Source organism: Thermococcus sp. JCM 11816 (assembly GCF_055396515.1).
This window is the reverse complement of record NZ_AP043741.1, coordinates 545,942-569,056: the sequence shown is the minus strand read 5'-3', so window position 1 is coordinate 569,056 and position 23,115 is coordinate 545,942. Positions and strand designations below refer to the sequence as shown.

Here is a 23,115-nt window from a genome sequence, read left to right as displayed (position 1 = left end):
TTTTCAGTTGAAGGTTTTGGGTCGAGTTTTTAAAGGTTTGGCCGTGAAGATTGACATAAAAATGCCTATTATTCCTCCCAACGCTTTTAAAAAAAGTTCCCAATGTTGTGCTGGTGGAAGGAATGGTAACTTTCATACCCTTTGGAGAGAAGCCCAACCGCGATGGAGTTCTCTACACCCTCCAGCTCCTAAAAAGGAACAAGCTCATTGATGACTACGTCATCGTCGAGGCCAGCAGGATTGACCTTCTATCAGAGCGAATTCCCCAGGACAGGGCCTATGTGGTCGGTGAACACCTCGCAACCTACGGGATAATCGACAGGCTGAGGCCCAAATCCCTGATCAGCGTTGACGCCCACACAGATTTGATGCACGACTACCTTGATCACGGCTCGTGGCTGGCCTATGCCCTTGAGAACAGGCTCGTTGAGAGGGCCGCCGTGATGGCACCCGTCCTTATGATACCGACAACCGACAGAACCCAGCTCTGGACGAGGCGAGTCAAGATATATCCAGCCCTGTTGAGGAGCAGAAAACGGGGTGGAAAGTGGAGGGCATATAAGAACTTCCAGACGAACTCCCTCGATGAAATAATAGCTGATGCAAAGAAGTACCTCGGCGACGAGATATATCTCACAGTTGATATGGACGTTCTTAGGCCGGAGTACAAAATAGCCCGATTCCAGCACGGTGAGCTGACTCTCGATGAGCTAATCGAGATACTTGAGGCGATAAAGCGGGAGTTCAACGTTGTTGCGTTTGACATAGCTGAAATCTCGGACAGAATAAGGCACTCCCGCCTTGGAAAGCGGGCGCTCTTTGAGGTCTTCCAGCTCCTGACGGAGGGATTGGAGTGAAGGGGCCAACTGAAGAAGAAATCAGGAACGTGATAATGCCACTGATGCTTTCCGGCGCTAAGATGCTTGATAGACACTGTCCGAAGTGCGGTTCGCCCCTCTTTGAGAAGGACGGTAGGGTTTTCTGTCCAGTATGTGAGTACAGGGATAGGAAAAGGAAGGCCGAAATGAAGGAGGAGGTTAAAGACGTCGAGGAGAGGCTGAGGGAGAAGCTGACCCAGCTTGCGAACTCCCTTCCAGAGGACATTGAAGAACTTGAGAAACATTTAAGGGTGATGGAGAAGATAATCGACCTGTTGGAGAGGTATAAACGACTGGAGGGATCTGAATGAAGAACCAGAGGGTTTTGAAGGCCCTTGAAAGCGGCCCGAAGACCGTTGATGAGATAGCCAAGGAGACTGGAATCAGCCCGATGGAGGTAAGGCGCTACCTCCTAAGGTTCGCCGAGCAGGGCAAGGTGGAGAGCTTCCAGAGGGAAGGAAAAATCTTCTGGAAAATCCGGGAAAAGAGAGAGGAGGAAGAGGAGTTCAAGTACGTTTGACTAACCTCTATTTTCTCCCACTTTTGACTTCTCGGCCCAGTATGGGATTGAACGCCTATGATAGGTAGCACAATGTTTCTCTGAACAACCGAAGAAAAGAACAGTAAAAGCAAGAACAGAGAGAAGGGATCAGACCTTCTCGGCCTTCTCCCAGTACTCGTTGAACTTTGCCTCGAAGAGGTCCCTGACCCTGAAGTCCTTGATCCAGACCTGGGTCTCGTAGTTGAAGTACCTTGCAGCCATGTCCTCAAGGGCGAAGAAGACCTCGTCGTCGCAGATGAGCATCGGGAGCTCGAACTTGTCAAGGGCCCTGAGCTCGAGCTTGCCCTTCTTGGCGTACTCCATGATCTTTGAGCCCTCGAGCCTCTTGAGGAGGGACTTGCTCACGATGATCTTGGCCTTGGCGCCGTTGTCGATGGCCTTAATGAGGTCGTTCTCGAGGTTTATGGCGATGTAACCGTCGTCGGCGAGGAGGATCTTCTCCTTGACTTCCTCGAACATCTCCTTGGTCTTGAGGGTGGCGTTCCTTATGCCCCTGACAACCCAGACCCTCTCAACGCCGTACTTCGGAATCTCGGTCTCGATGAGCGGCTTCATGAGCTCGATAAGCTCCTCCTTGGCCTTCTTCTTGGCCTCGAGCTCCTCCTTAACGCGCTCCTGCCACTCCTCGATGAACTTCTCGAGGATGTTCTCCGGGTGGACCGGCCTGTACTTGTTGACCTTGCCCGGCTGGCTGATGGCGAATCCCTTCTTCTCAAGGCTCCTGAGGACGTCGTAAGTTCTTGGAGCCGGAACCTCTGAGACGCTGGCCAGCTCGGCCGGTGTAAGAACGCCAAATCCAACGAGGGCCACGTACGCCCTTGCCTCGTAGAGGTTCAACTCAAAGTGCTCCTGAAGGAGCTCCACCATCCTGTCCTTGACCATCTTTACCACCACCTAATTTTCTATTTCTAAATTGGGTCCCAACCAATATAAATCTTTTCCTCCCAGGGGAAGTTCATGGCATGTGTCGGACATAGTTGGATTGGATAACTTACTTAGATTATACTCTGGTTGTATGGGGATACAACCAGGTTACCACAGCTGGGGTTTTAAAGTTTTTGGAAATCAGAACCTCAAGAGAGAACAAGATAACATAATGGATTATTTACGGTAAACATACCCTAAGGCTCAAGCATTCAAAAAGACAGAATGGGACAGCATAAAAAGATAGTGGCAAGCGATTAAAACACCATCAACCCGAAACGTATCTTTGAATTTCCGAATAAAGCTCCCCGAGAACCTTTATGTAATCCTCAATCCCTTCTTCTATGCGGTCCATTATTTCCTCAAGTTCCCTCGTTCTCTCCTCGCTCACAAGGTCCCTGTACTTGCTGACGAGGTAGTGGTAGACTTTGATGCCTTTTTCCGTTGGAAGGAGCTTCTTTCTTCCCTTTGTTTCCACGACGTAACCTCTTCTCATGAGCGTTTCAACGATCTTGGCGTACGTTGACGGTCTTCCTATCTTCCTCTCCTTCATCAGGGCTATTATGTCTCCCTGAGTGTAGAGGGAAACCTTTGGAGCCTTCCACTTCTTTGCCTCAACCACCTTGAGCTTCATTCCCTTCTCAAGCTTTGGAAGCTCCCTGAGCGGCGGCGAGCGCAGTCTTGTCCAGCCGTCCTCGATTATCTCAACGTAGCCTTCAAGCTCGGCCTTTCCGACGCCAGCGTTGATTACGGCCTTCTCGTAGAGTATCTTCGCTGGGGTCATCTGGCTCGTCATGAAGCGCCTGAATATCATGTCGTAGAGCCTGTAGTGATTCCTTGTAAGGTTCCTCGGGAGCTGGATTATTCCATCGCGGATGAGCTGCATCAACCTGCCGGTGTCTATCGGTCTAGTGGGTCTTATGGCCTCGTGTGCTCCCTCCTCTCCCCACGGCCTGGGTTTGAAGTACTTTTCGCCGAGTTCCTGGGTTATGTATTCCTTCGCGACCTCTATTCCGGTGTTGCTGACGTGTGTACTGTCAGTTCTGTGGTAGGTACAGTTGTGGGAGACGGCACCGTTGGAGAGGAAGTTCTCAGTGGTCGTCGTGAAGTCATAGAGCTTTCCGGTGTAAAGTTCTTCTTCAACCCCCTTCACTTTAACCCAGGTAACCCCCGCCTCGACGAGGGACTTGAGGAACTCCTTCTCTGGGCTTTCCTCTGCGTACTCAAGCACCTTTGAGAGTTTGTCCCGTGGAATCTCTCCCTCCGGACGTTTGAGCCAGTTCCAAACGTCGATTCCAGTTTCCTTCAGGATCCTGTTCTTGGTGCCGTTTTTGAACTTCAGCTTTCCGAAGACGGGAGCGACCGGGAGCAGGTCACCCTCAAAGGCCCTCCGCGATGCCCTGTAAACGGAATACGCCTCGTCAAACTGCGCCCTTCTAATTCTAAGGTACGGGTATATTTTCTCCCTGAACTTTTCGAGGCTCCTGTTGCTTATTATCAAGTCCCAAACCCCAGTGCGCTCGTCCCGTCTGAGGTAGTTCATGATGCCGATCTGGTAGAGGTAAACGCTGAGCATTCTGAGGACGTCGCCCCTCTTTGAAGTCAGGATCCCCCTGAAGTTCGGCCCTTTCCTGTCGTTGAGGATGGAGAAAGTTCCATCCGTGTCAAAATAGCCTGCGATCATTGCGTTGATGTACTCCTCACGGAGTCCAAACACGAGCGGGTGGAGCTTTCCTTTTCTCGCTCCAAGTCTCCTGAAGACCTCGGCGATGATTGAGTTCGAGAAGCCAACCTGGTTCGTCGTTTCAAAGACACGGAGGAACGGGAAAACATCTTCGAGTACGGATTTAACGTCCTTCAGGGGAGTCTGGGAAATCAAGACCTTGCTGTCCCTTAGGGTTCCATCGCCAAGGACGAGGCCGAAGACGTACCAGAACCTCTCGTCAAGTTTGAAGTTGGGTATGGGCTTTGAGCCTGCCCTTTGGCGGTAGAGGGACTTCACGTGGGCCTCGTAGTCATCAAGCCCCCATTCCTGGAGAAGGTAGAGGGGAAGGACACGCCTGCGGAGATACTTGTACTTGGTGCTCGTTGAGATCCTCTCCCTGACGATTGGAGCTACCTTCTCGTTGAAATACTCCTCGTCCAGCTCGACCATCACGTCGGTTATTCCGAGCTTTATCATGAGTTTGAGGAGCGTGTATTCATCTCTTCCACGGTGGCCGGTGTTGTAGGCGAAGGCAACGTAGTCTCCTTCCCTGACGTTCTTGGCGGAGACCCAGCCGAGCTTGCCCTCTCTCATCACGAGGAGACCATGGTCGGGAGTTGCCTTAATTTCGTGTCCGTTTTTGAGCTTGATGACCTTAAGAGGCCCGTTCCAGTCAATCTCCCAGAACTTGAGGGCTTTTGCTTCTTTTGGCTTAAGGCCGTTCACTGAGAGCAGATTCCCCTCGGACTTCTCCACCGCATCCTTTATCTCCATGATCCTTCCGTCGGCAAGGCTAACGAGAGTATCGGGTGTGACGCAGAGACCTGCCTCGAAGAGATCCTGTGCGAGCCTCATCGTTTCGGGAGCCGAAAGCTTCAGGAAGGTCGAAGCATCTTTCAGCATCGCGTCCGTAGTATATGGTGGAGCTGGGTTGAGTTCCCTCTCCTCGAGCTGGACTTCCTCGACGGTGACGTATTCAGGCGGCTCTACGTCTTTGCCGTCTTTTCCGAGTTCAATAGTTACCTGTAAGCCGTTCTCAAGGGTCAGGCCGAGGAAGTAAACTTCGCTCTCCGTGAACTCCTTATAGCGCTCGATTATCCAGCCGAGAACCGGTGTCTGAACCCTTCCTGCTGACAGGTTGTAGCTCTCAAAGACCCTCTGGAGCTCCTGGCTCAGCTCGAAGCCTATCCATCTGTCCTCGATTCTCCTAACGATCTGCGCGTTGACGCGGTTCTCGTTGACATCTCTCGCCTCCTGGATGGCCTTCATTATGGCCGGCCTCGTTACCTCGTGGAACTCTATGCGTTTTATGTTGGGCGTGTACGGGGCGAGGACGTTCCTGATGTCCCAGGCTATCTTCTCACCCTCGGTATCGGGGTCGGTCGCTATGAGGATTTCATCAACTTCCTGTGCTATCTCGCGCATAGCAATGACGTTCTCAAGAGCATCCCTAACATTAGTAGAGCCACAGCGCGGGCACACCCCCTTCTTCTCCCAGTCCACGAACTGGTGACCGCAGTCGCGGCATCTCTTGAGGGTGTCGTAAACGGGTATGAACTTCAGCATGTCACCCTCGTTCTGGATTAGAACGCCGTGATAGCCCTCGTTCGTGACGAGGTCGAACATATGACCTCCGCTGGCCAGAATCGTCAGCATCCTGTCTCCAACGCTTATCTCGTAGGCGACCAGGTCCCCTATCCTCGTCTTGCTCGGCTGACCGAAGAAGTTCGCTATGGTCCGGGCCTTGTTCGGGCTCTCGACTATCATGAGGGCAGACCTGACGAGGTCTTTGACTTTGGCGCTTATCTTGCCCTCCATGACGAGCCTGACCTTCTCCCTATCCTCGTCTATCTGTCTGAGAATCTCATCGAGGTCAAGCTCCTCGAAGGGAACCATCTTGAACTCCTGGAAGCGCCAGCGCATCTGCCTGACGAGGCCGTTGAAGACCTTCTCGTTGTCCACTATGAGAACGCTCAGACCCTTCGTGATTCCGCCCGCGAAGAGCCTGCTCGTCCTTCCCGTTGCCTGGATGTAGGTTCTGACGTCGGGTATCTCAATGTACCACTTGCCCTCTTCCTTGGTCAGGCTTATGAACGGATCCTCGGCGAGCTTTCTGAGAACCTCCTCGTCCCTGAGAACCCTCCTCAAGAACTCGACCAGCTCGCGGAAAACACTTAGGACGTGGTTGTGGAACTCGTTTTCTATCGGAAGGCCTTCAGCAAGGGCCTCTTCAATCTTTAGGAGCTCGAACTGCGGGATGTTCCTTATGAGCCTCCTCAAGCGGGCGTGGAGCTTTTCAGCTGTCCTCCTGTCTTCCTCGCTGAGGAAGTCCATCACCTCGCTGAGAAGACCCAGGGCGCGGTATATGGTCGGCCTCTCAAGGTCTATGCTGAACCTGAACTTCGGAACGCCTGTAAAGACGGCGTAGCGTATGAGATGAGGTAAGTCAATACCCCTGACGAGGGAGCCGTAGTAGGTGGCCGAGCCTATAAGATAGTCTGCCTCGCCGTTCTCGAACTTCTCAAGGGCCTTCTTGTTCTTGGACGAGACGAGCTCTATCTTAAAGCCCCTCTCGCGGAGGTAGTTGGCAAGCTCTTCAGCGTAGCCAAGGCCCTGGTCAACTGGGACGAATATCAGGCCGCCCTTTCCGAGCCTTGAGAGGAGCTCCTCAACGTGCTCCTTGATGTCCTTAGTGGGCTTGAGGTAGCTGTCAACGACGTTCCTAAGGGCGCTCCTTCCGCTTCCGACTTCAAAGCCCAGAAGCTCGCGGTAGAGCTTTATCCTGTCGCCCCTCGCAGAACCCGTGGCAGATGCGATTATCATTATTCCAATCTTGTTCTTCCGCTTGAACTTTTCTATCTCCCTCTGGAGCTTTTCTATCTCCCTGTTCAGTTCCTTAAGTTTGTCATTCTTGTCTTCCGAGTTCCCGTTCAGGTACTTTGACATCTGCTTCTTCAGCCTAATAATCCCCCAGGCCTTCTGGATTATCTCATCCGTAAAGCCGAGGAGGTAAAGGGAGCGGTCTATGTTCTTGCTCGCCTTCAAGAAAGCATCAACGTCATCAACGAATATGAAGTCGAAGTGCCTGCCCTTCAGAACCTCTTCATAGTTCCTGGCCAGCCACTGGGCGCTGGTTACAAGGATATCGTAGTCCTCGTTCTTGATTCTCTCGAGCATTTCCTCCTTTTCCTTCTTCCTGAGGTTCCCGTGGTAGTAGGCGAGCCTGACGTCGGCGTTTGTGTTCTCCATTATACCCTCTATCTTCCTGACGGTCTGGATGACGAGAGGAGTTGTTGGGACTACTATGTAGCTCTTCTTGCCCTTTAGAGCGTGCCAGACGGCCATAAAGGCCCCAAAGGTGCTCTTGCCCATTCCCGTCGGCGCTATGATGGAGAAGCTCCTCCCCTTGAGAAGCCTCTTTACCCAAGTCCTCTGGGCGCTCCAGAACGTAAAGCCTGTGGCTTTCTTGAAGAACTCCTCTATCTCCCTCGTCTGGTTCTCAAGCTGGTATATTTTCTCCCACTCCTTAAGAGTCCCCCTGAGTTTAAGCGCATTCCTTACCGCAGAAACGAGCTGGAAGTAGGAGTCAGCGTGAACGGGTTCGTCAAGGCATTCTTCACACGGGTTCCTCATTACAAGCCTTTCGTCCGATATTCTCCCCCAGCAGTTCGGGCACATCTCCCTGTATACGGCTTTCATGGCCCCACCCTCTAAGTCTTTCTCTGGAAAAGGAGAATTTATAAGGCTTTTCTGGTTCTGCCTTTCAGGGCTTCAAGTTCTTTCTCGATCTTTTCAGTCAGGGGGTAATCAGGGAACACCCGCGCGAACTCCTCAAAGGCCTCTTCCAAAACATGGAGGTATTCCTCCCGCCCGGAAAGCTCAATGAGTTTCATAGTCCTGAAGAAAAGCCTCGCCGTTTCGCTTCCACTCTCGTCGCGCTTCAGGGCTGATATCAGTTCCTTCACCGAAACTTCGACGGCTAGAGTCGGCACTTCAATTAGAAATTCCCAGACAACGGCCTCAGGGTTAACCTCGGCCAGTTTGGAGTTCTCTGAAAAGTATGCACCGTTTTCGTACGCCCTCCTAACGGCTTCAACGTGTTCGCAGTTGCCGCCCTTGGAACATGTGCAGAGGCCTTCACAGGTGGAAAGGTCAATCTCAACGTAGTACGGGTACAGGCCCAGCACCTTGCCGTGGATCTTTTTCCCGCTCTTTAGAACCCACAGGACGCTTCCCATCTTTACCACTGTGGCTGGTTATTGGAGAGGGCGTTTAAAATGGTTTCGGAGGGAAGGTTTATAGGCTCTGATGACTTATTATTCCTGGTGGTGAACATGGTGGACGTTTTTGAACTCGCCCGGCGCTATCACGACGAACTTGGGATAAAGGAACCGAGTCTCGCCACAATGGCGGCTGAGATGTTCGAAGATCTCGGCCTCCAGATGGCGGACTTCCTCAAGCAGAACGGCTATTCTATCGTGAGCACCAAGTTTATAGACTATGACAAGAGCCTTGTAATGGAAATAACGAAAGGAGATAAGAGCTTTGAGATAATACTGAGGAAGAGCTAACCTCTATTTACTTAACCCCTATGCCTTTAGTTAAGAGGATCGAGAAAAAAGGCAATAAGAGAAAAAATTCAAAATCGCTTTTTTCTGAGGATTAGAGGAACTAGCGCTAGAGCAATGAACATTGCGGGCCCACATATTCCTCCACTGCCGGAACTGCCACCTTTGACAGCGTTGGATGATTCCAGATGAATCTCCTCGCTGATCTTTACACCGAATAGATCTACTGATCCCTTGTAACTCTTTAGCAAGCCTGTTCTCGTATCATATTCCCATGTTTCTATCATATTCTTAACTTTTCCGTCCTCTGGCAATTTTTTGGGGTCTGCGTAAATGTTGTTATCTCCTGGTTCCACATCCCACGGAATGGTTAGGGTATCACCTTCTTTGATTTTTCCTTCATCGCCCCATAACTTCTTGTATTTGTCCAGATCTCCTTTGACGTCTTCAAACCTAATGGTGAACCCCTGATCATCCACATTTATGACGACGACTTTGTACTCTATTGATCCCGAGATCTTCTCGTTGTCTCCTGATGCTTCAAACTTGAGTTTGTACTTTGCCCAGTCTCCAACTTTAAGTGGATACTCGGTGGTAGCGCTTTCAGGAGAACTCTCAGAGGTTCTTTGAGTGGTTGTTGTCTCTTCTGTTTTCTGTTCTAGAGTTTTATTATTCGATTGTGTTGTGGTTGTTTGTTCTGTGGTCTTCTGCTTTGCAATTTCAACTTTCTTTGAGAGTTGCTTATATATTTTCATTGCTTCGACGTACGCGGATACGTAGTCTCCTTGAGACTTCGAAGCCTCAATGATTTTTTGTCTATCCTTAAGGTCGCCTATAGCTACTCCGTACTTGATGGCCTCTGACATCAACGATGTTATGTTCTGCTCTATCTCATCGAGGGACTCTTTGGCCATTGAATTTGCTTCATTAAATGCATCGTTAAGGTACTTTAATGCATTGGTTAAGTCACCGGATATCATTGAATTCTTACCTGACTCAAAGTTAACATCCAATGAGATATCGCTCAGACCAACTGATCTGGCGAGAGAGACTTTGTAATACAGATCTGCAACTTTGTTGGCGAGCCTTGTTATAGCTTCGGTCTGTATTCCTGCTACTTCTTTAGAAATCTTTGAAATCGTACGTGTGTCTGAAGGATCAACACCTTGAAGAGATTCCTCCGCTGAGCTGAGCGTTGTCATGAGATCGCTGACATCAACACCAAGGGAGGAGACATTCTGAAGGAATTCGCGAGTGCTTTCAATGAGGTCTTTGAGGTCTTCCAGAGATACTCCAACGAATATTGGCTTTACGTAGTGCAGATTACGGGCACCGCCAGTACCACCGGTGAATCCAAAGTATGCGGTCTGTCCCAGTTCGGATATCAGGTCTATGTTCTTAGTGTATTCATAAGTGTTATCAATTTTGATGCCAAGTGTCTCTGTATCGGGGTCCCAATAGAACAACATATCATGTTCTTTTTCGTCTGCGAAGCAAACACCGCTTGTAATCTCTTGGAAGTTGCCGTTTAGATAGAGATCAACGCTTCTTCCGATTTCCCATATTCTAAATCCTACTGCTGGCCAAATACCACTAATACCAACACCACTGCCGGTTCCGCCAACAACATTAGTACCAGCGTTCTGGAATCCAACCCAAATGCCATCTCCCCCTCCACAGCGACCTGAATAGAACTTTGCCCTAGCTTGGAAGGTCATCGTTAGATCTACTGGGATCAGATACCACGTTGCTCCCGCTTTGTATCCCTGATCTGGAGTTAACACGATGGCGTTAATGGTTGGATCCACATATGCGTTGCCCACAACATGCCAGTTATCAAAGGAGTTTGCACTTATCAAAGCCGTTGTGGGCATCTGAATAGAGTTCCACTGGATTATGGCCCCTTCTCTTGGATATACAAGGTACGTCTTTCCTTTCATGTCCCCTGTTACGTTAATTGCGGCGTTTCCAAATATGAATGTAAAGCCATCCCTGTTCGTGAATGTCACAAGGAACGAGCCTTCTGCAAGGGGTGTTATCCTGAGACCTCCTGGATCGCCTTCATAAACGTAGGAGTTCCCCTCTTTCTTGATGTTGTAGTTCAGATAACTGGTTGGGTTACCTGTCCAGTACATAACAACTTCACTTAATTCCCAGGGGAATCCTGCGAGGGGGGTCTTTATAGTCCTGCCAATTGAACTTGGAGTTAGTGTGACAGGGTATTCTCCTGCATGGAGAATAGCCCCAGCTCTTTCTGCATATTTTACGGGTGTTATTGCTAGGTTAGTTGCGTTCAGGTATTTTATCTTCAGGATAACCGAGTAGTCAGTCCCGTTCCAGAGGCCAAGAAGGTATTCTCTATTTGTGGTGTCTATCATGAGAACATCGATCCCGTTTCCTATGGTGTAATTGGTGCCAAGGATAGTAATGCTTAGGTGCTTTATGGGAAGTATGGGAAGTGCCATGGTTGCACGATTAAGGTAGTCCCAGCCTCGATTCTGTCCAACATACACTCTGGCTAGTTCGAGAATTTCCCCGGGAATATCAAATGGAACCTCTTCTGAAAGCTGAGGATCTACTTCTTCAACTAGAGCCACCAAAACTGCCGTTCTGTATGGAGCACCATAGATGTCGGGGATTGTAGATAGATTCCTATTAGGTATCCCGCCAGCAAAATCATTCATCCTGCGGGCGATCACTTGCATAACTTGGGGGTTTGATATTTTCTGAATCCATTTCATGACATCAGATTTGCCGAGGGTTGAGTACTTCGAGTTTATCTCTTCAAACCTACCATTGGCCACGGCCTTTAGATCAACTCCGTTGTATTCCGGGAGCAGAGTTCTTAGAATCTCGATTGCAAGGATCTCACTGAACAGATCTGTTGAATAGTCCGAGTCGTATGTCTGGATGTTCATGTGCCAGAGAGGACTTCTGTCATCTCCGGGCCAGTTTGTGGCAATACTGTCTAGATAGCTCTTCACGGTGCCATAAGCGATTAGGTAATATCCTTTACCACCTTTAACGCCAGAATACTCTTCTTTGAAGAAGTCTGCACCGACTCGTATCTCGTCTCTTGAAATCCTGACCTCTGACCCGGGAACTATCTTAAGTTGTGGGTTCCACCCGTTGTAATCTCCCCCGAAGAATGTTTTCACAGTACTCTTTATTGTAGTAAAGTAACCTTGGATGCTGTTGCCTGCGGATGCTTTATATGGCACAATTGCCAAGAACAACATCATCACTAACAGAACGCTAGCACGTTTTCTTGTGGTCATTGTAGCCACCTCCGGAGTTTGTCGGCACTCTATAAATCTAGGTATCAATTTAAAGTTTATGATCTGTCATATTGAAAATCATTAAGTTGTAAATAATGTTTAAGTGCTAGGGATTAAGAATGCCTAAATCTAAAAACAGAGAGAAAAAATCTCATTTATAACTGTACTCAAAGACTACTTCCTTCTTTTCTCCCGGGTTCACGGTGAGGCTGAACTCCACGTAGCTGGCTGTTTCATCAATGGGTTCAACGCTCGAGCTTAGGAGATTCCCGCTCTTGTGGTGTCTAATAATAACGGTTTTCGTATCGTTTCCAAAGTTCTCGACCTCTATCTTTATCTTGTAATACGTCCTGTGATCACTCCGCTGGACGTCCAGCACGGTCGTCCTTCCCTTCAGGTCGTAGTCCCTGCCGATGCCTATTCTCACAACGTCACCCTTTGGCGTGTGCTCTATGCTCCTCTCACCGATCAGTAGGGCTTTTCCTTCGCTTTCGCGATAGACTTCCACGATGCCCGCCGGGAGGACTTTGTCCGTTTTGAAGGAGATCGACTCGTAAACCGGCCGCTCTCCGTCGGCTGCCCAGCTCTCGTAGAGGTACTCCCTCTGGAACGGGACTTCCATTGATACGTAGGGATAGACCACCGTGCTCGACGGGTTTATATTAACCGTTCCAAGTTTATAGACGTAGAACGCTTCGAGCTTCTGAGGTTCGCCGACAGTGACCTGGGATGTCTTTTCGGAAAGGGGGTAAACTTCTCTCGGCCCTGGTAGGGTCTGGTAGAGCTGAACATCGCCCGCAACGAGGAGAACGTCCGCGCTTTCAAGCTCAACCGCAGTCGGGTTGGTTATGACGACGTATCCCTGGAGTTTCGCTCTCTCTCCTATGTAAAGCTTGTACCTGCTCTTCCAGTTCATCCCCTCAACGCGGTAGATTAAGGTGACGTTGTACTCGCCCGTTTTTTCTGCCCGAAGAGTGGCGTAAACGCTCGACTCGTCAAGGGTTGAGGCCTTAAAGTAAACGACCTTTGCAGGGTCGATCAGGTAGTAGTCCTCACCCTCGACCACCAGCTTTCCGTCCTTGATGCCGTAGAACTTTCCCTGGATTGTTTCCCCAGTGTCCAGCTTTACCTCAACGTGCCTTCCAACGTTGGCGCTGTAGGCATCTTCGTTTGTTCCCCTGCTGAATATTCCGAGGACTTCAACCCCCTCAGGGGGCATAATCGTGACTTCCGCAACGTTGAGCCCTTCCAGCTCCTTTAAGGGAACGTTGTTTAGGCCCTCGTTCAGCTCAAGGGTTAGAGTTTTCTCAACGACTCCTACACTCACAGAGTTGTAAAGGGCAACGGCCGTTCCTCCTTCGACCGCCTGCTCACCCTGAAACGAGAAGACTGCCAGCAGAAGAATCACAACGGCGCCAGCGGCAAGAACCCACTTTTTCTCCATAATTTTCACCTCAATAGGAATCGTCTTCAAACTATTTATACCCCCACCATCGGTTCAATCCAGGCCGAACCCAAAGGTTTGCAAATGGAAACCCTTTTAACCGTCCGCTCTGATTGAGGAATGTCAAGCTGATGAGGTGATTGGTATGGACAGGATCGCAAAGGCTAGGGAGATAATTGAGAAGGCCAAGGCCGAAAACAGGCCGCTCGTTGAGCCGGAGGCTAAGGAAATTCTCAGGCTCTACGGTGTCCCTGTTCCGGACTTCAAGGTCGCCACCAACGAGGAGGAGGCCGTTCAGTTCGCTCGCGAAATCGGCTACCCAGTAGTTATGAAGATCGTTTCTCCGCAGATCATCCACAAGAGCGACGCCGGCGGTGTCAAGGTCAACATCAAGAACGACGAGGAGGCCAGGCAGGCCTTCAGGACCATCATGGAGAACGCGAGGAACTACAAGCCCGATGCAGACCTCTGGGGCGTCATCATCTACAGGATGCTCCCGCTCGGCAAGGAGGTCATCGTCGGTATGATCCGCGACCCGCAGTTCGGCCCGGCCATTATGTTTGGTCTCGGTGGAATCTTCGTCGAGATACTCAAGGACGTCAGCTTCCGCGTTGCCCCGATAAGCAAGGACGAGGCCCTTGAGATGATAAAGGAGATCAAGGCCTACCCGATCCTCGCCGGAGCGCGTGGTGAGAAGCCCGTCGACATCGAGGCCCTCGCTGACATCATCGTCAAGGTCGGCGAGCTCGCCCTCGAGCTTCCGGAGATCAGAGAGCTCGACATCAACCCGATCTTCGCCTACGAGGACGGCGCCGTTGCCGTCGACGCGAGGATGCTTCTCTGAGGGCTTTTGGCCTTTTCTACTTCCCATCTTATTGTGCTGTTTCCGCGGAAGATTCTTTTCTGCGCTATCTTATATTTTACGACGATGCTACGGTCATGACAAATAGTACATCCAAATTCCAGGATTACCGACAATAACTCAGCCGACATTAAACATAATGCTCATTACGTTTTCTACTTCATACCAGAGAAAAGCTTATAAGGTTCAAGAATGTACCTCCTGTGCCATTAAAGCTTCCCGAGGGGTAGCAATGGTCAGGTTCCTAATAAGACTTCATCCTGAGAATGAGCCGTTCCGCATACCATTCAGCCACCAGCACTACTTACAAGGGCTGATATACCGCCGCATTCAGCGCGTTAATCCCGACCTGAGCCTGAGATTACACAACCCTAAAGTTCCAAAACTATTTACATACTCTCTCTTCATGGCGGAGAGGAGAGAGCTTGCCGAGGATAAGAGTTCTCTGCTCGGCCGCGGAAAGGGCTTCTTCTACTTCTCTACCGCCGTTCCGGAAATCGCGGAGGCATTCATAGGAGGGCTCCTTCAAAACCCTGAGGTCGAGCTGTGGCGGGAGAAGTTCACGGTGGAAGAGGTCAAGGCCTTGGCCGAGCCCGAGAGGCTGAGCGGGAAGAAGTTCGTGACGCTCTCGCCGATAGCCGTGACTACAAAGAGAGTCCAGTTCGGAAAGCCGAGGAGCTACGATCTATCGCCCAGAGAGCCCGAGTTCTACGAACTTGTCAGGGAAAACCTGCGGGAGAAGTACGTCCTCATCTATGGGTCGAAACCGCCTGAAGACTTTGAGATAAAGGTTCTCAACGCCAAGCCGAAGCGCTTCGAGGTCAAGCCGGGAATCTTCCAGATAGCGTGGCACCTCGTGTTCAGGGCTTATGGGGACGAAGGACTCCTTAGAGCTGGATATTTAGCGGGCTTCGGCGAGAAGAACTCGATAGGGTTCGGGATGGTGAAGGTTGATGGGCGGAGAAGAACTTAGGTTCACAGGCAACTGGTTCATTGATGCTGGAATTTTAGGCTTTGTCAATTTGATGGAGGAAGTCTATGGATGGGACTTAGAAGAGCTTCAGAGGAGAATCAGGGAAGAACCGGAGAAGGTTTATTATGGGTATTTTCCGTTGGCTTATCTGTTTTATCACTCCAAGTACCACCAGTATGTTAAGGAAGTCCAAAACCTGAACTCTAAAATATCCGACATTAAAAAGAAACTTCGTGATATAGAGAACTCCATTAAGAGCCTAAACAAAGAGCTCTCAAGCAGTTCTGGAAGAGAAGAGAAAAAACTGAGAATGAAAATTGAAAAAAGCGAAAAAAAGGCAGAAGCGTTAAGAACTGAAATGAAAGAACTTTTCGACAAAATAAAAGAGCAGCGACAGCTCCTCGAAAATGAACGAAAAAAGCTCCAAAAGGCCTCGGACAACATTGTTGAAGAAATACTCAATGACGAGAAGAACAATTTTGAAAATATCAAAGAACGCTTGGTCCAAGTAATTGGTAGCTACGAGCTCCAGATACCTAAGGATCATAGGAACTTCTTCCTTTATAATCCCAAAAAGGATCCAGTACTTGCTTTCCAGTACCTATACTGGCTTCTCAAAATGGATTATGAAAAGCTGAGTGAGATCAAGGGCAGAAAGCCTCCAACGTACGAGAAGATTCCAGATTCCACAATAAACCCCTTCCTTTACTCCCCCGTGGAGTTCCCAAACCTGAGTTACACGAAGCCTCTTACTGTTGAGCAGATAACGGAGATACTTCCTGCGAAAATGCCAGCATATACCGTTTTTCTGTCCTTTTTCAACGCTTTCCAATGGATTCCAGGGAGCTACATAATGATTTACACACCAGAACTCCAGAGCTGTTATGCAATAAACAAAAGGTTGAAAGTCCGTATTCAGAGTTCCAAGGGTAACGCGAAGCTCTTCAAACTCACATGGTCGGCAATACTGGAGGAAATCGTTGAAACCAAGGCAAAGTTTTCCCTTGAGAATTTATACCTTATCGAATTTGAAAACATCGAGAACCAGAAGCTTAAGAACGTTGAATACATTGGCATTCCAAAACTCCACGCTTCTGTTATTATCGACGATGACATAAGAGAGGCCCTGAACACATTGTTATCAGTTGGCGACTCAAACATCTGGCTTCTGGAACAGTTCCTAAAGCAGAAACCGCTGTTCCCTGTGGTAGTAGGGCACATCTGGAACAGTCTAAAGAAAAAGAGCTATGCAAATTGGAAGGCAAGCTTGTACTCCCTCGCAATAGATGCAAAGCTCAAAGCCAGTAGTACAGAGATTGCCGTATTTGGGCCAGCATTCTTCGAACGGCCACAACGGGCTGTTGTGGAAGTAAAAGACTATTACAGAGACATGACACAAGTTGTCTGGACTATTAAGAAAATATCCAAGGACATAATAAATGGAAAGAATTTAGTTTATCCCCTCCTCTCAGCGATCAGGAGACATAATAGAAACGCCTTCGTTAATGCACTCCTCAAGTCACTCCTACAAACCAAAGGCAAAGACAAAGTTGCAACTATCAACAACTACATCTTCAGGCACATTCTTAGCAACGATGAATCCTGGGAGGATTTTGCTCTAGCCCTTGTTGTCGGCCTTGTTGGAGGCGGTGAAGATGTTAGTTCAGGACAAGATATTGTGGAAGATTAAAAGTTTGAGTAGAGAAGTTCTTGGAAAGGCGGGCTCCGATAACTACCGTCAGAAGCTTGTATTTGACTTACTGAACGCTGTTAAGGCAAACGACCCGGACAGATTCTTATGGATCCTCTTAAGGGCTCTTAACGCCCATTCCAAGGACAATCCAAAGGCCAAGGAACTTGCCTCTGTGCTTATGGAAGTTTTTCCTTCTTCCGAGGCCGAGTTTGAGAAGGTTGCCTACTCTATTGTACTTGGGACAATGGCTGGAGGTGAAGACTGATGGGAAGGTTTTTGGTTATGGATGTTGTCTTTTATGGGAGTTCCCTTAACTACGACCAGGGGAGCGGGAACTACCAGGAACTCAAGAAGATAACCCGCTGGGACGGGAGGCAGTACACGCTTGTGAGCAGGTATGCTCTAAGATACAGCCTGCTTGAAACCGGAAGGAAGCTTGGACTATGGGAAGTGGCAGATGGTTCAAAATTCGTTGATAGTGGGACAGGCGATAAAACCGTGATCCAGCCTGCTGTGGATCTTCTCTTAAGTGGAGAGATCCTGCTCTACCCTGAATTTGACCTATTTGGGTATTTAGTAACTTCACTCACTCCCCAAGCCTCAAGGACATCCCCCACAAAATTAAGCCACGCAATATCTATGACGCCCTTTACCTATGACACACAATTTGCAGGAAATATCGGGTTGGCCAAGAGGCGTCTTCCAGTGAAGGGCAAAATGGACATAAACTTGTTCACTATTGAAGAACATGAAACATACTATCTCTACAGTCTTGTCGTGGACGTAGACGAAATCGGTAAGAATGAGGTATATCTTAGTGCTAAAGACGATAAATGGAGTGTAACAGTAGAAGAACAAGAAGACAGCTACACAATTATCATCTCAGGAGACAAAGCAAAGAAAAATAACGTGGCTGGCAAGTACCAGATTCCAAAGAAGAGAGAATACTCTTTGAAAGATTCAGCTGGCAGATCTCTCAATACAGTAATAGAAACGAAGATTGAACCTATTATCGATTCCAATAATAAGCCAATAGTTTACAAAATAACTCACAACCTCAAGTCCAAGGACTCAGATGTTGACCTGAAGAAAGAACGACTCAAGCAACTTATACGAGCGATACTTAACCTTCAAAGAGAAATCAAAGGAAGGCCCGCCATCATAACTCCCGCCAGTCTTGTGATTTTAGGGATCTATAAGAACACGCCATATAAAACATTCAAAGACAAGATACAGCTCGTTGACGAATACACTGAAGAAGAATACGACGAGATAGAACGCGAGACAAAAGACGGCAAGGAGATAATACGAGTAAAACACAGAATTTCGAAGAGTAGAAAGCCAGTATTTACTATTTCTGGACTCCAAGGCGTAGAGATAAAAGAACTCAGCGAATCAGAGGTTCTTGGACTTGCAGATAAGCTCTTTGGTACGGAGGACAAACTCGAAGAGGTGAAAGTGTTCAAGGACCCGAGCGTAGAAGTAAGACTCAAGTGATGCATATGACGGAGAAAACATTGTTCATAGAGCTATTCCAGCCCTTCGCCCAGTACCGCAATCCATTTACCTTTTACTATGGCCAGACTTATCCGTTGCCACCAAAGTCAACGATAATCGGGATGCTCCAGAATGCGCTTGACGACTGGTATGGACACGAAAGGGGTATTGATACATGGTGGAACCTTAAAGTCAGTGTTCACGGGGGCTTTGAGAGTATTTTTTGGAACTACCAGCAACTAATAAAGGCAACAAAAACAGGAGTATCACTTGTCCGCTTTAGGGGAAAACCTACACTATGGAATCAAAACCTCCCTCTTTATGGCTTCCCGGTAACTTCCCAGAGGAGCCCCGTCTTGCAACAGGAACTCTTCAACGGCTGGGTTTATATATTTCTAAAGGGGAATGAGAGCTTACTAAATGACATCAAAGACGCACTTGAACAGCCAAGGAAGGTACTCTCTCTTGGCAGGAGTGAGGATGTAGTCTTCATAAGGAGAGTGGAATTCGTTGAAGGAAAGAAAAAAACAGCGAAGGAAGTGGCGATTAGGTATCCAACTTACGTTGCCACCTCCATTGAAATGCTTAGAAGAAAGGAGTATCCAACGTACGCCATTCCAATAAAGGTCATCTTCAAGAACGAGGAAACACCAGTTAAGCACAAAGCAGAGATAAACACGAATACATTCAGGGATGTTGAATTCAAATCCGTTATCTACGCTGGTGCTTGGACGTTTCTGAAGTTTAAAGAGAGAGTAAGGCTTGAGGAGTATTCAATCGAAGGGATGGTATTCAAAGTTGTTACGGATGAGAAGGCAAGCGGGTGGTTGTGATGTCTCAGGTTACAATAGATAATTTTCTCGAGAGGCGGAGTGAGAAGCAGGGAGAAAACACTGCCATTAGGTTGATCCATCTTTTCAGGGCAAAAAGTGGGGGTAAAGACGCCCTCTTGATTAAGCATGTGAACATTGCATTGAAAAGGTGCCTCGAGCTGTACAGATTCATTGAACACCTTGAAAGTGAGATAACTTATGAACCTCTGAGGGATTCTGAAAAAAGGAAAAGACTCTTCAAAGGGCTTGCAAAGGCGATAATCCTCCATGACCTGGGTAAAATAACCTTAGACTTCCAAAGGAGGCTCTACGGGAAAGAATTTCCAGAGGAACTTGGGGAATTCCTAAAGGGGAGTGAGAACATAAAAGCTCGGCATGAGATTCTCTCAATTCTCTGGAGTGCTGGACTTCTCGGGAACACGGACGAGGAGGCAAAAATAAGGGCCGCGGTCCTTCTCCACCACTATAATGAATTCTTCTCCGATGATAAGGAGTTCTCTCACATAGTGGAACTTTACCCCGAAGACGTTGAAAAGTATCTCGACTTTTTGACAGAGAATCATAAAGATCTTGCGGACTTTTTGCAGGACTATCTCACGACCATAAAGCAGCAATTCAACGAAGACTTCATCCAAGAGGCAGTTGATGAAATAAAACCCGATTTCTCCCGTATAGAGGCACTAAAAGAGAAAGTGAAGAGATGGGACGATGACCTTTCGGAGAGCGTTCCAATATACGACCCTGAGGAGCTTGACGTTAACTTTCTCGTTTTCCTAGGAATGTTAAGGAGATGCGACTATTCTGCGAGTGGGGACTTCCCTGTTGAGACCGTACTCGATGTTTCAAGGGTCTTTGAAGACGTTGAAGAAAGGATCAGGACAAGAATTGAGGAAAAGCTGGAGAAGACTGGACTTACTCCTGGAAGACTCTGGCAGAAAGAGCTACTTACTAGAAAGGATTCAGACTACCTCGTTGTTGTTGCACCCACCGGATCAGGGAAGACCGAACTTGGCGTTCTCTGGGCAAGGAGAAGAGGGAAGCTAATTTACACACTTCCGCTCAGAGTTGCTCTCAACGACCTCTACAGAAGGCTTTCAAAGGATTACTTTGACGATGAAGCTGTAGGCCTGCTTCACTCAACTGCGTTCATGGAATACGTAGAAGGTGCTGGGAACGACATTGAGGTCGAGAAAAAGGTAAATTCCGCAGGGCTTCTGGCAATGCCCGTGATGCTCTCGACGCCCGATCAGGTGTTTCTGACTTCGCTGAATTACTACGGCTCTGACAAAATAATCTCAGTGTATACTGAATCAGCCATAGTCGTGGATGAAATTCAAGCCTACACTCCAGAGATGGCAGCGGTCTTTTTGAAGACACTTCAACTTATAAAGGAGGCCGGAGGAAAAGTGCTCGTAATTACAGCAACTCTGCCACCCCACATGGGGTATTTTCTTGAAAAAGACAGCTTTGAAATCGTGGATGTTCTTGAAGAGGCAAGAAGACATAACCTCAACGTCAAGAATCTCTATCTGAAAAGGCATTACGTAAAACTAGCTGAGGGGAGCCTTTTCAGTTACTCCAATGAGGGAATTAGCTTTGATGGTCTTCAGGAGGTCCTTTCAGCTATCAAAGATTTTGAAAAACACAAGTTTAAAAGTGTCCTGATAGTGCTTAACAACGTCAAAAAGGCCGTTGAGACTTACAAGGAGCTTTCTGAAAAACTAGAAGGGTGGAGTGTTCACCTTCTCCACTCCCGCCTCCCAGAGAAGAGGAAGTCGGAAGTAATTCTCGAACTCAAATCGAAACTTAATAATGAAGAGAGAGTCATCCTAGTGGCAACTCAAGTCGTTGAAGCGTCGGTGGATCTGGACTTTGATGCTATGATAACCGAAATCTCGCCGATAGACAGCCAAGTGCAGAGATGGGGAAGGGTTTACAGAAATAGGAACACTGACTATGCCATAAATTCACCCAATATTATCGTATTTTCGGGCATTGATGAAGGGACAAGGAAAGTTTATGGCCAAGGAATCGGAAAAAAAGTCCTGCAAAAAACTGCGGAGATTATCAAATCGCTAGAAGGAAAAATCCTTGACTATGAGGCCGAGAGAAACGCAATAAACGCGGTTTACGATGGAGAAATCCTTGATGAATACAAAAAGCAGATTGAAGCTCTCATTGGGAGGCTCAGCTACTTCACACTCGAAAAGAAGACTGAGGCACAGAGGGTTTTCCGCCAGATGGGTGGTATTTACTTTGCAGTTCCACAACTGATGGTGTGGTACGGCAAAAAATACGGCGATGAAACTGCACGGGTTTTTGGTGAGATTCTCCTAGAATCTAGCAACTGGAGCAGAAGCTGGGCAGAGATCCAAGATCTTATTTCAAAAGAGCTGGCTGGTCAAAGACCCAACAAATGGGAACTTAGAAAGCTCCTTCAAGAATTTTCAGTAAGTGTCCCTGTATGGACAGTACTCAAAAGCGCCCGTCTTTTGAATGCTGTTAAGGGCAGAGGCTTCAAAGGATTCCCAGTTCTTAAGGACCTAGAGGAGAAGCAACTCGAAATCCTTTGGGAACAGGGAATAGATGCGGCTTTTGGAGAGGATATGGATGTCGAGGACATTTTGTAAACTTGTTTCTATAATTTTTCCTCCTGAGAGCTTTATATTTCAGCACAGAGGGGAACCAATCCATGCCTTCTGAGTATTCTCTCGACGAGCTCATCATCGGCGGCACCGAGGTCAACTACCTCTTCATCTGTCCGATCAAGCTCTGGTACTTTTCCAGGGGCATCACGATGGAACAGGAAAACGAATGGGTAGACCTCGGTAGGTTTCTCCACGAGAGGAGGTACGGGAGCGAGGAAAAGGAAGTCCAGATCGGGAGCATAAAGATAGACTTCATCAGAAAAAAGAACTACATAGAAGTCCACGAGGTCAAGCTCGGCAAGAGCATGGAGAAGGCCCACGAGATGCAGGCGCTCTACTATCTTTACTACCTCAAGAGACTGGGCATCGAAGCCAAAGCAGTTCTCCACTATCCAAAGCTCAACGAGACGAAGGTGATAACCCTCGACGGCAGGGAGGAAGAAGTGGAGGCAGCAATTCGAGAAGTTCGGCGGATAAAATCACTCCAGGCTCCACCCAAGCCGGTGAAATCAAAGAGGTGCAAAAAGTGCGCCTACTACGAGCTGTGCTGGGTTTGAGTAGTAGAAACTCTAATATAGTAGATACTCCAACTTACTAACAAGGAGGTGATACTATGCCTGTGACAAAGGTAACCCGGAACTATCAGATAACGCTCCCCGCGGAGATCAGAAAAGCCCTCGGAATTAAGGAGGGGGAGCTGCTTGAGGTTGAGCTTGAAGGGGAAAAAATCGTAGTCAAGAGGCTGAAGAGAAGGAGGAAAACCCTCAAACTAGGAGAGAGGCTCACGCCCGAGGAGATTGAGAAGGTCATTGAGGAGGGCATGGAAGAATGCATGCAGTGATAGATACCAACGTGCTCCTGTACGACACATTTGAAGATCTCCCATTTCATCACAAAGCCCGACGGCTTTTGGATTCGCTGGATCGCTGGTACGTACCCCCAATAGTTCTGCAGGAATACGTTTGGTTCTTCAGGAGAAAAAACCTACCCGTGAAGCTTGCAAGGTCCATGCTTAGTGAGTATTTAGATGATCCTCGCTTTAACAGGTTGAACGATAACGGGGAGTCTATAGTCTACGCACTTGAGCTTATAGAAAAGAACTCCTTGTCACTATCTCGTTTTAACGATGCTATAATCCTGTATCACGCTCTCCAAAGGAGCTATCCCCTTGCCACGTTTGACAAAAAATTCAGAAAACTGGCAGTTAAAAATGGCGTGGAGGTTCTCCCAGCGAAAGTATAATTGGTGGT

Annotated in this window: 19 protein-coding genes; 14 read left to right on the top strand and 5 right to left on the bottom strand. The window is 48.3% G+C overall.

Translation table 11 applies throughout. The annotated features are described in order from the left end of the window. Positions 1 to 122: 122 nt before the first annotated feature. The 3 genes from ACZ5TN_RS03120 to ACZ5TN_RS03110 are packed head-to-tail and all read left to right on the top strand — an operon-like array spanning position 123 to position 1,398. The gene (locus ACZ5TN_RS03120) at positions 123 to 857 is read left to right on the top strand and encodes an arginase family protein (RefSeq protein ID WP_464917484.1); all 735 of its coding nucleotides are present in this window, start codon (positions 123 to 125) and stop codon (positions 855 to 857) included. Continuing rightward, entirely contained in the window at positions 854 to 1,189 is a 336-nt protein-coding gene (locus ACZ5TN_RS03115; RefSeq protein ID WP_464917125.1) for an Sjogren's syndrome/scleroderma autoantigen 1 family protein, read from the top strand. The genes ACZ5TN_RS03120 and ACZ5TN_RS03115 overlap by 4 nt, the downstream gene beginning before the upstream one ends. Next, positions 1,186 to 1,398, top strand: a complete 213-nt coding sequence (locus ACZ5TN_RS03110; protein ID WP_011249427.1) for a helix-turn-helix domain-containing protein — start codon at positions 1,186 to 1,188, stop codon at positions 1,396 to 1,398. The genes ACZ5TN_RS03115 and ACZ5TN_RS03110 overlap by 4 nt, the downstream gene beginning before the upstream one ends. Before the next feature lie 129 nt (positions 1,399 to 1,527). Here the strand turns inward: ACZ5TN_RS03110 and trmBL2 are convergent, their stop codons facing one another. The 3 genes from trmBL2 to ACZ5TN_RS03095 form a co-directional block, all read right to left on the bottom strand. Then, a complete protein-coding gene (gene trmBL2 / locus ACZ5TN_RS03105) occupies positions 1,528 to 2,322 on the bottom strand; it encodes an HTH-type transcriptional regulator TrmBL2 (protein WP_011249426.1) in 795 nt (264 codons plus the stop codon). A 310-nt stretch (positions 2,323 to 2,632) separates the two neighbouring features. Beyond that, a complete protein-coding gene (gene rgy, locus ACZ5TN_RS03100; protein WP_464917124.1) occupies positions 2,633 to 7,768 on the bottom strand; it encodes a reverse gyrase in 5,136 nt (1,711 codons plus the stop codon). 38 nt (positions 7,769 to 7,806) lie between these two features. Beyond that, positions 7,807 to 8,307 carry a phosphoheptose isomerase family protein gene (locus tag ACZ5TN_RS03095; RefSeq protein ID WP_464917483.1) on the bottom strand — a complete coding sequence of 167 codons (501 nt, stop codon included), beginning with the start codon at positions 8,305 to 8,307 and terminating at the stop codon, positions 7,807 to 7,809. 99 nt (positions 8,308 to 8,406) lie between these two features. Between ACZ5TN_RS03095 and ACZ5TN_RS03090 the strand changes: the two genes are divergently transcribed. Continuing rightward, complete coding sequence (locus ACZ5TN_RS03090; protein ID WP_054839722.1) at positions 8,407 to 8,640, top strand: hypothetical protein; 234 nt, start codon at positions 8,407 to 8,409, stop codon at positions 8,638 to 8,640. Positions 8,641 to 8,708: 68 nt separating this feature from the next. Here ACZ5TN_RS03090 and ACZ5TN_RS03085 read toward each other — a convergent pair whose 3' ends face one another. Continuing rightward, on the bottom strand, positions 8,709 to 11,915 hold the full coding sequence (locus ACZ5TN_RS03085; RefSeq protein WP_464917123.1) for a CGP-CTERM sorting domain-containing protein: 3,207 nt from the start codon (positions 11,913 to 11,915) through the stop codon (positions 8,709 to 8,711). A gap of 151 nt (positions 11,916 to 12,066) precedes the next feature. Next, positions 12,067 to 13,359, bottom strand: a complete 1,293-nt coding sequence (locus ACZ5TN_RS03080) for a DUF4139 domain-containing protein (protein ID WP_464917122.1) — start codon at positions 13,357 to 13,359, stop codon at positions 12,067 to 12,069. 145 nt (positions 13,360 to 13,504) lie between these two features. Between ACZ5TN_RS03080 and ACZ5TN_RS03075 the strand changes: the two genes are divergently transcribed. From ACZ5TN_RS03075 to ACZ5TN_RS03030, 10 genes are all read left to right on the top strand, one after another. Further along, positions 13,505 to 14,203, top strand: coding sequence for an acetate--CoA ligase family protein (locus ACZ5TN_RS03075; RefSeq protein WP_464917121.1), 699 nt, complete (start codon positions 13,505 to 13,507; stop codon positions 14,201 to 14,203). Between the two features lie 250 nt (positions 14,204 to 14,453). Further along, complete coding sequence (cas6, locus tag ACZ5TN_RS03070) at positions 14,454 to 15,194, top strand: CRISPR-associated endoribonuclease Cas6 (protein WP_464917120.1); 741 nt, start codon at positions 14,454 to 14,456, stop codon at positions 15,192 to 15,194. After that, positions 15,175 to 16,884, top strand: coding sequence for a hypothetical protein (locus ACZ5TN_RS03065; protein ID WP_464917119.1), 1,710 nt, complete (start codon positions 15,175 to 15,177; stop codon positions 16,882 to 16,884). The genes cas6 and ACZ5TN_RS03065 overlap by 20 nt, the downstream gene beginning before the upstream one ends. Beyond that, the gene (locus tag ACZ5TN_RS03060) at positions 16,844 to 17,152 is read left to right on the top strand and encodes a hypothetical protein (protein ID WP_464917118.1); all 309 of its coding nucleotides are present in this window, start codon (positions 16,844 to 16,846) and stop codon (positions 17,150 to 17,152) included. The genes ACZ5TN_RS03065 and ACZ5TN_RS03060 overlap by 41 nt, the downstream gene beginning before the upstream one ends. Further along, a complete protein-coding gene (gene cas7i / locus ACZ5TN_RS03055) occupies positions 17,152 to 18,384 on the top strand; it encodes a type I-B CRISPR-associated protein Cas7/Cst2/DevR (protein WP_464917117.1) in 1,233 nt (410 codons plus the stop codon). The genes ACZ5TN_RS03060 and cas7i overlap by 1 nt, the downstream gene beginning before the upstream one ends. Then, positions 18,384 to 19,217: a type I-B CRISPR-associated protein Cas5b gene (cas5b, locus tag ACZ5TN_RS03050; RefSeq protein WP_464917116.1), complete on the top strand. Its 834-nt coding sequence runs from the start codon at positions 18,384 to 18,386 to the stop codon at positions 19,215 to 19,217. The genes cas7i and cas5b overlap by 1 nt, the downstream gene beginning before the upstream one ends. Continuing rightward, on the top strand, positions 19,217 to 21,847 hold the full coding sequence (gene cas3 / locus ACZ5TN_RS03045) for a CRISPR-associated helicase Cas3' (protein WP_464917115.1): 2,631 nt from the start codon (positions 19,217 to 19,219) through the stop codon (positions 21,845 to 21,847). Before cas5b ends, cas3 begins: the two co-directional genes overlap by 1 nt. A gap of 62 nt (positions 21,848 to 21,909) precedes the next feature. Next, on the top strand, positions 21,910 to 22,422 hold the full coding sequence (cas4, locus tag ACZ5TN_RS03040) for a CRISPR-associated protein Cas4 (protein ID WP_464917114.1): 513 nt from the start codon (positions 21,910 to 21,912) through the stop codon (positions 22,420 to 22,422). A 56-nt stretch (positions 22,423 to 22,478) separates the two neighbouring features. Further along, positions 22,479 to 22,706 (top strand): AbrB/MazE/SpoVT family DNA-binding domain-containing protein, encoded by a 228-nt coding sequence (locus ACZ5TN_RS03035; protein ID WP_464917113.1) that lies wholly within the window; start codon positions 22,479 to 22,481, stop codon positions 22,704 to 22,706. Between the two features lie 11 nt (positions 22,707 to 22,717). Next, positions 22,718 to 23,107: a PIN domain-containing protein gene (locus ACZ5TN_RS03030; RefSeq protein WP_232500600.1), complete on the top strand. Its 390-nt coding sequence runs from the start codon at positions 22,718 to 22,720 to the stop codon at positions 23,105 to 23,107. Positions 23,108 to 23,115: the final 8 nt, after the last annotated feature.

Excerpts from the sequence above, each read along its gene's own strand:
- ACZ5TN_RS03120 (WP_464917484.1), top strand. The coding sequence starts at position 123 with ATGGTAACTTTCATACCCTTTGGAGAGAAGCCCAACCGCGATGGAGTT.
- ACZ5TN_RS03110 (WP_011249427.1), top strand. The coding sequence starts at position 1,186 with ATGAAGAACCAGAGGGTTTTGAAGGCCCTTGAAAGCGGCCCGAAGACC.
- trmBL2 (WP_011249426.1), bottom strand. The coding sequence starts at position 2,322 with ATGGTCAAGGACAGGATGGTGGAGCTCCTTCAGGAGCACTTTGAGTTG.
- rgy (WP_464917124.1), bottom strand. The coding sequence starts at position 7,768 with ATGAAAGCCGTATACAGGGAGATGTGCCCGAACTGCTGGGGGAGAATA.
- ACZ5TN_RS03095 (WP_464917483.1), bottom strand. The coding sequence starts at position 8,307 with ATGGGAAGCGTCCTGTGGGTTCTAAAGAGCGGGAAAAAGATCCACGGC.
- ACZ5TN_RS03085 (WP_464917123.1), bottom strand. The coding sequence starts at position 11,915 with ATGACCACAAGAAAACGTGCTAGCGTTCTGTTAGTGATGATGTTGTTC.
- ACZ5TN_RS03080 (WP_464917122.1), bottom strand. The coding sequence starts at position 13,359 with ATGGAGAAAAAGTGGGTTCTTGCCGCTGGCGCCGTTGTGATTCTTCTG.
- ACZ5TN_RS03075 (WP_464917121.1), top strand. The coding sequence starts at position 13,505 with ATGGACAGGATCGCAAAGGCTAGGGAGATAATTGAGAAGGCCAAGGCC.
- cas6 (WP_464917120.1), top strand. The coding sequence starts at position 14,454 with ATGGTCAGGTTCCTAATAAGACTTCATCCTGAGAATGAGCCGTTCCGC.
- ACZ5TN_RS03065 (WP_464917119.1), top strand. The coding sequence starts at position 15,175 with ATGGGCGGAGAAGAACTTAGGTTCACAGGCAACTGGTTCATTGATGCT.
- cas7i (WP_464917117.1), top strand. The coding sequence starts at position 17,152 with ATGGGAAGGTTTTTGGTTATGGATGTTGTCTTTTATGGGAGTTCCCTT.
- cas5b (WP_464917116.1), top strand. The coding sequence starts at position 18,384 with ATGCATATGACGGAGAAAACATTGTTCATAGAGCTATTCCAGCCCTTC.
- cas3 (WP_464917115.1), top strand. The coding sequence starts at position 19,217 with ATGTCTCAGGTTACAATAGATAATTTTCTCGAGAGGCGGAGTGAGAAG.
- cas4 (WP_464917114.1), top strand. The coding sequence starts at position 21,910 with ATGCCTTCTGAGTATTCTCTCGACGAGCTCATCATCGGCGGCACCGAG.
- ACZ5TN_RS03035 (WP_464917113.1), top strand. The coding sequence starts at position 22,479 with ATGCCTGTGACAAAGGTAACCCGGAACTATCAGATAACGCTCCCCGCG.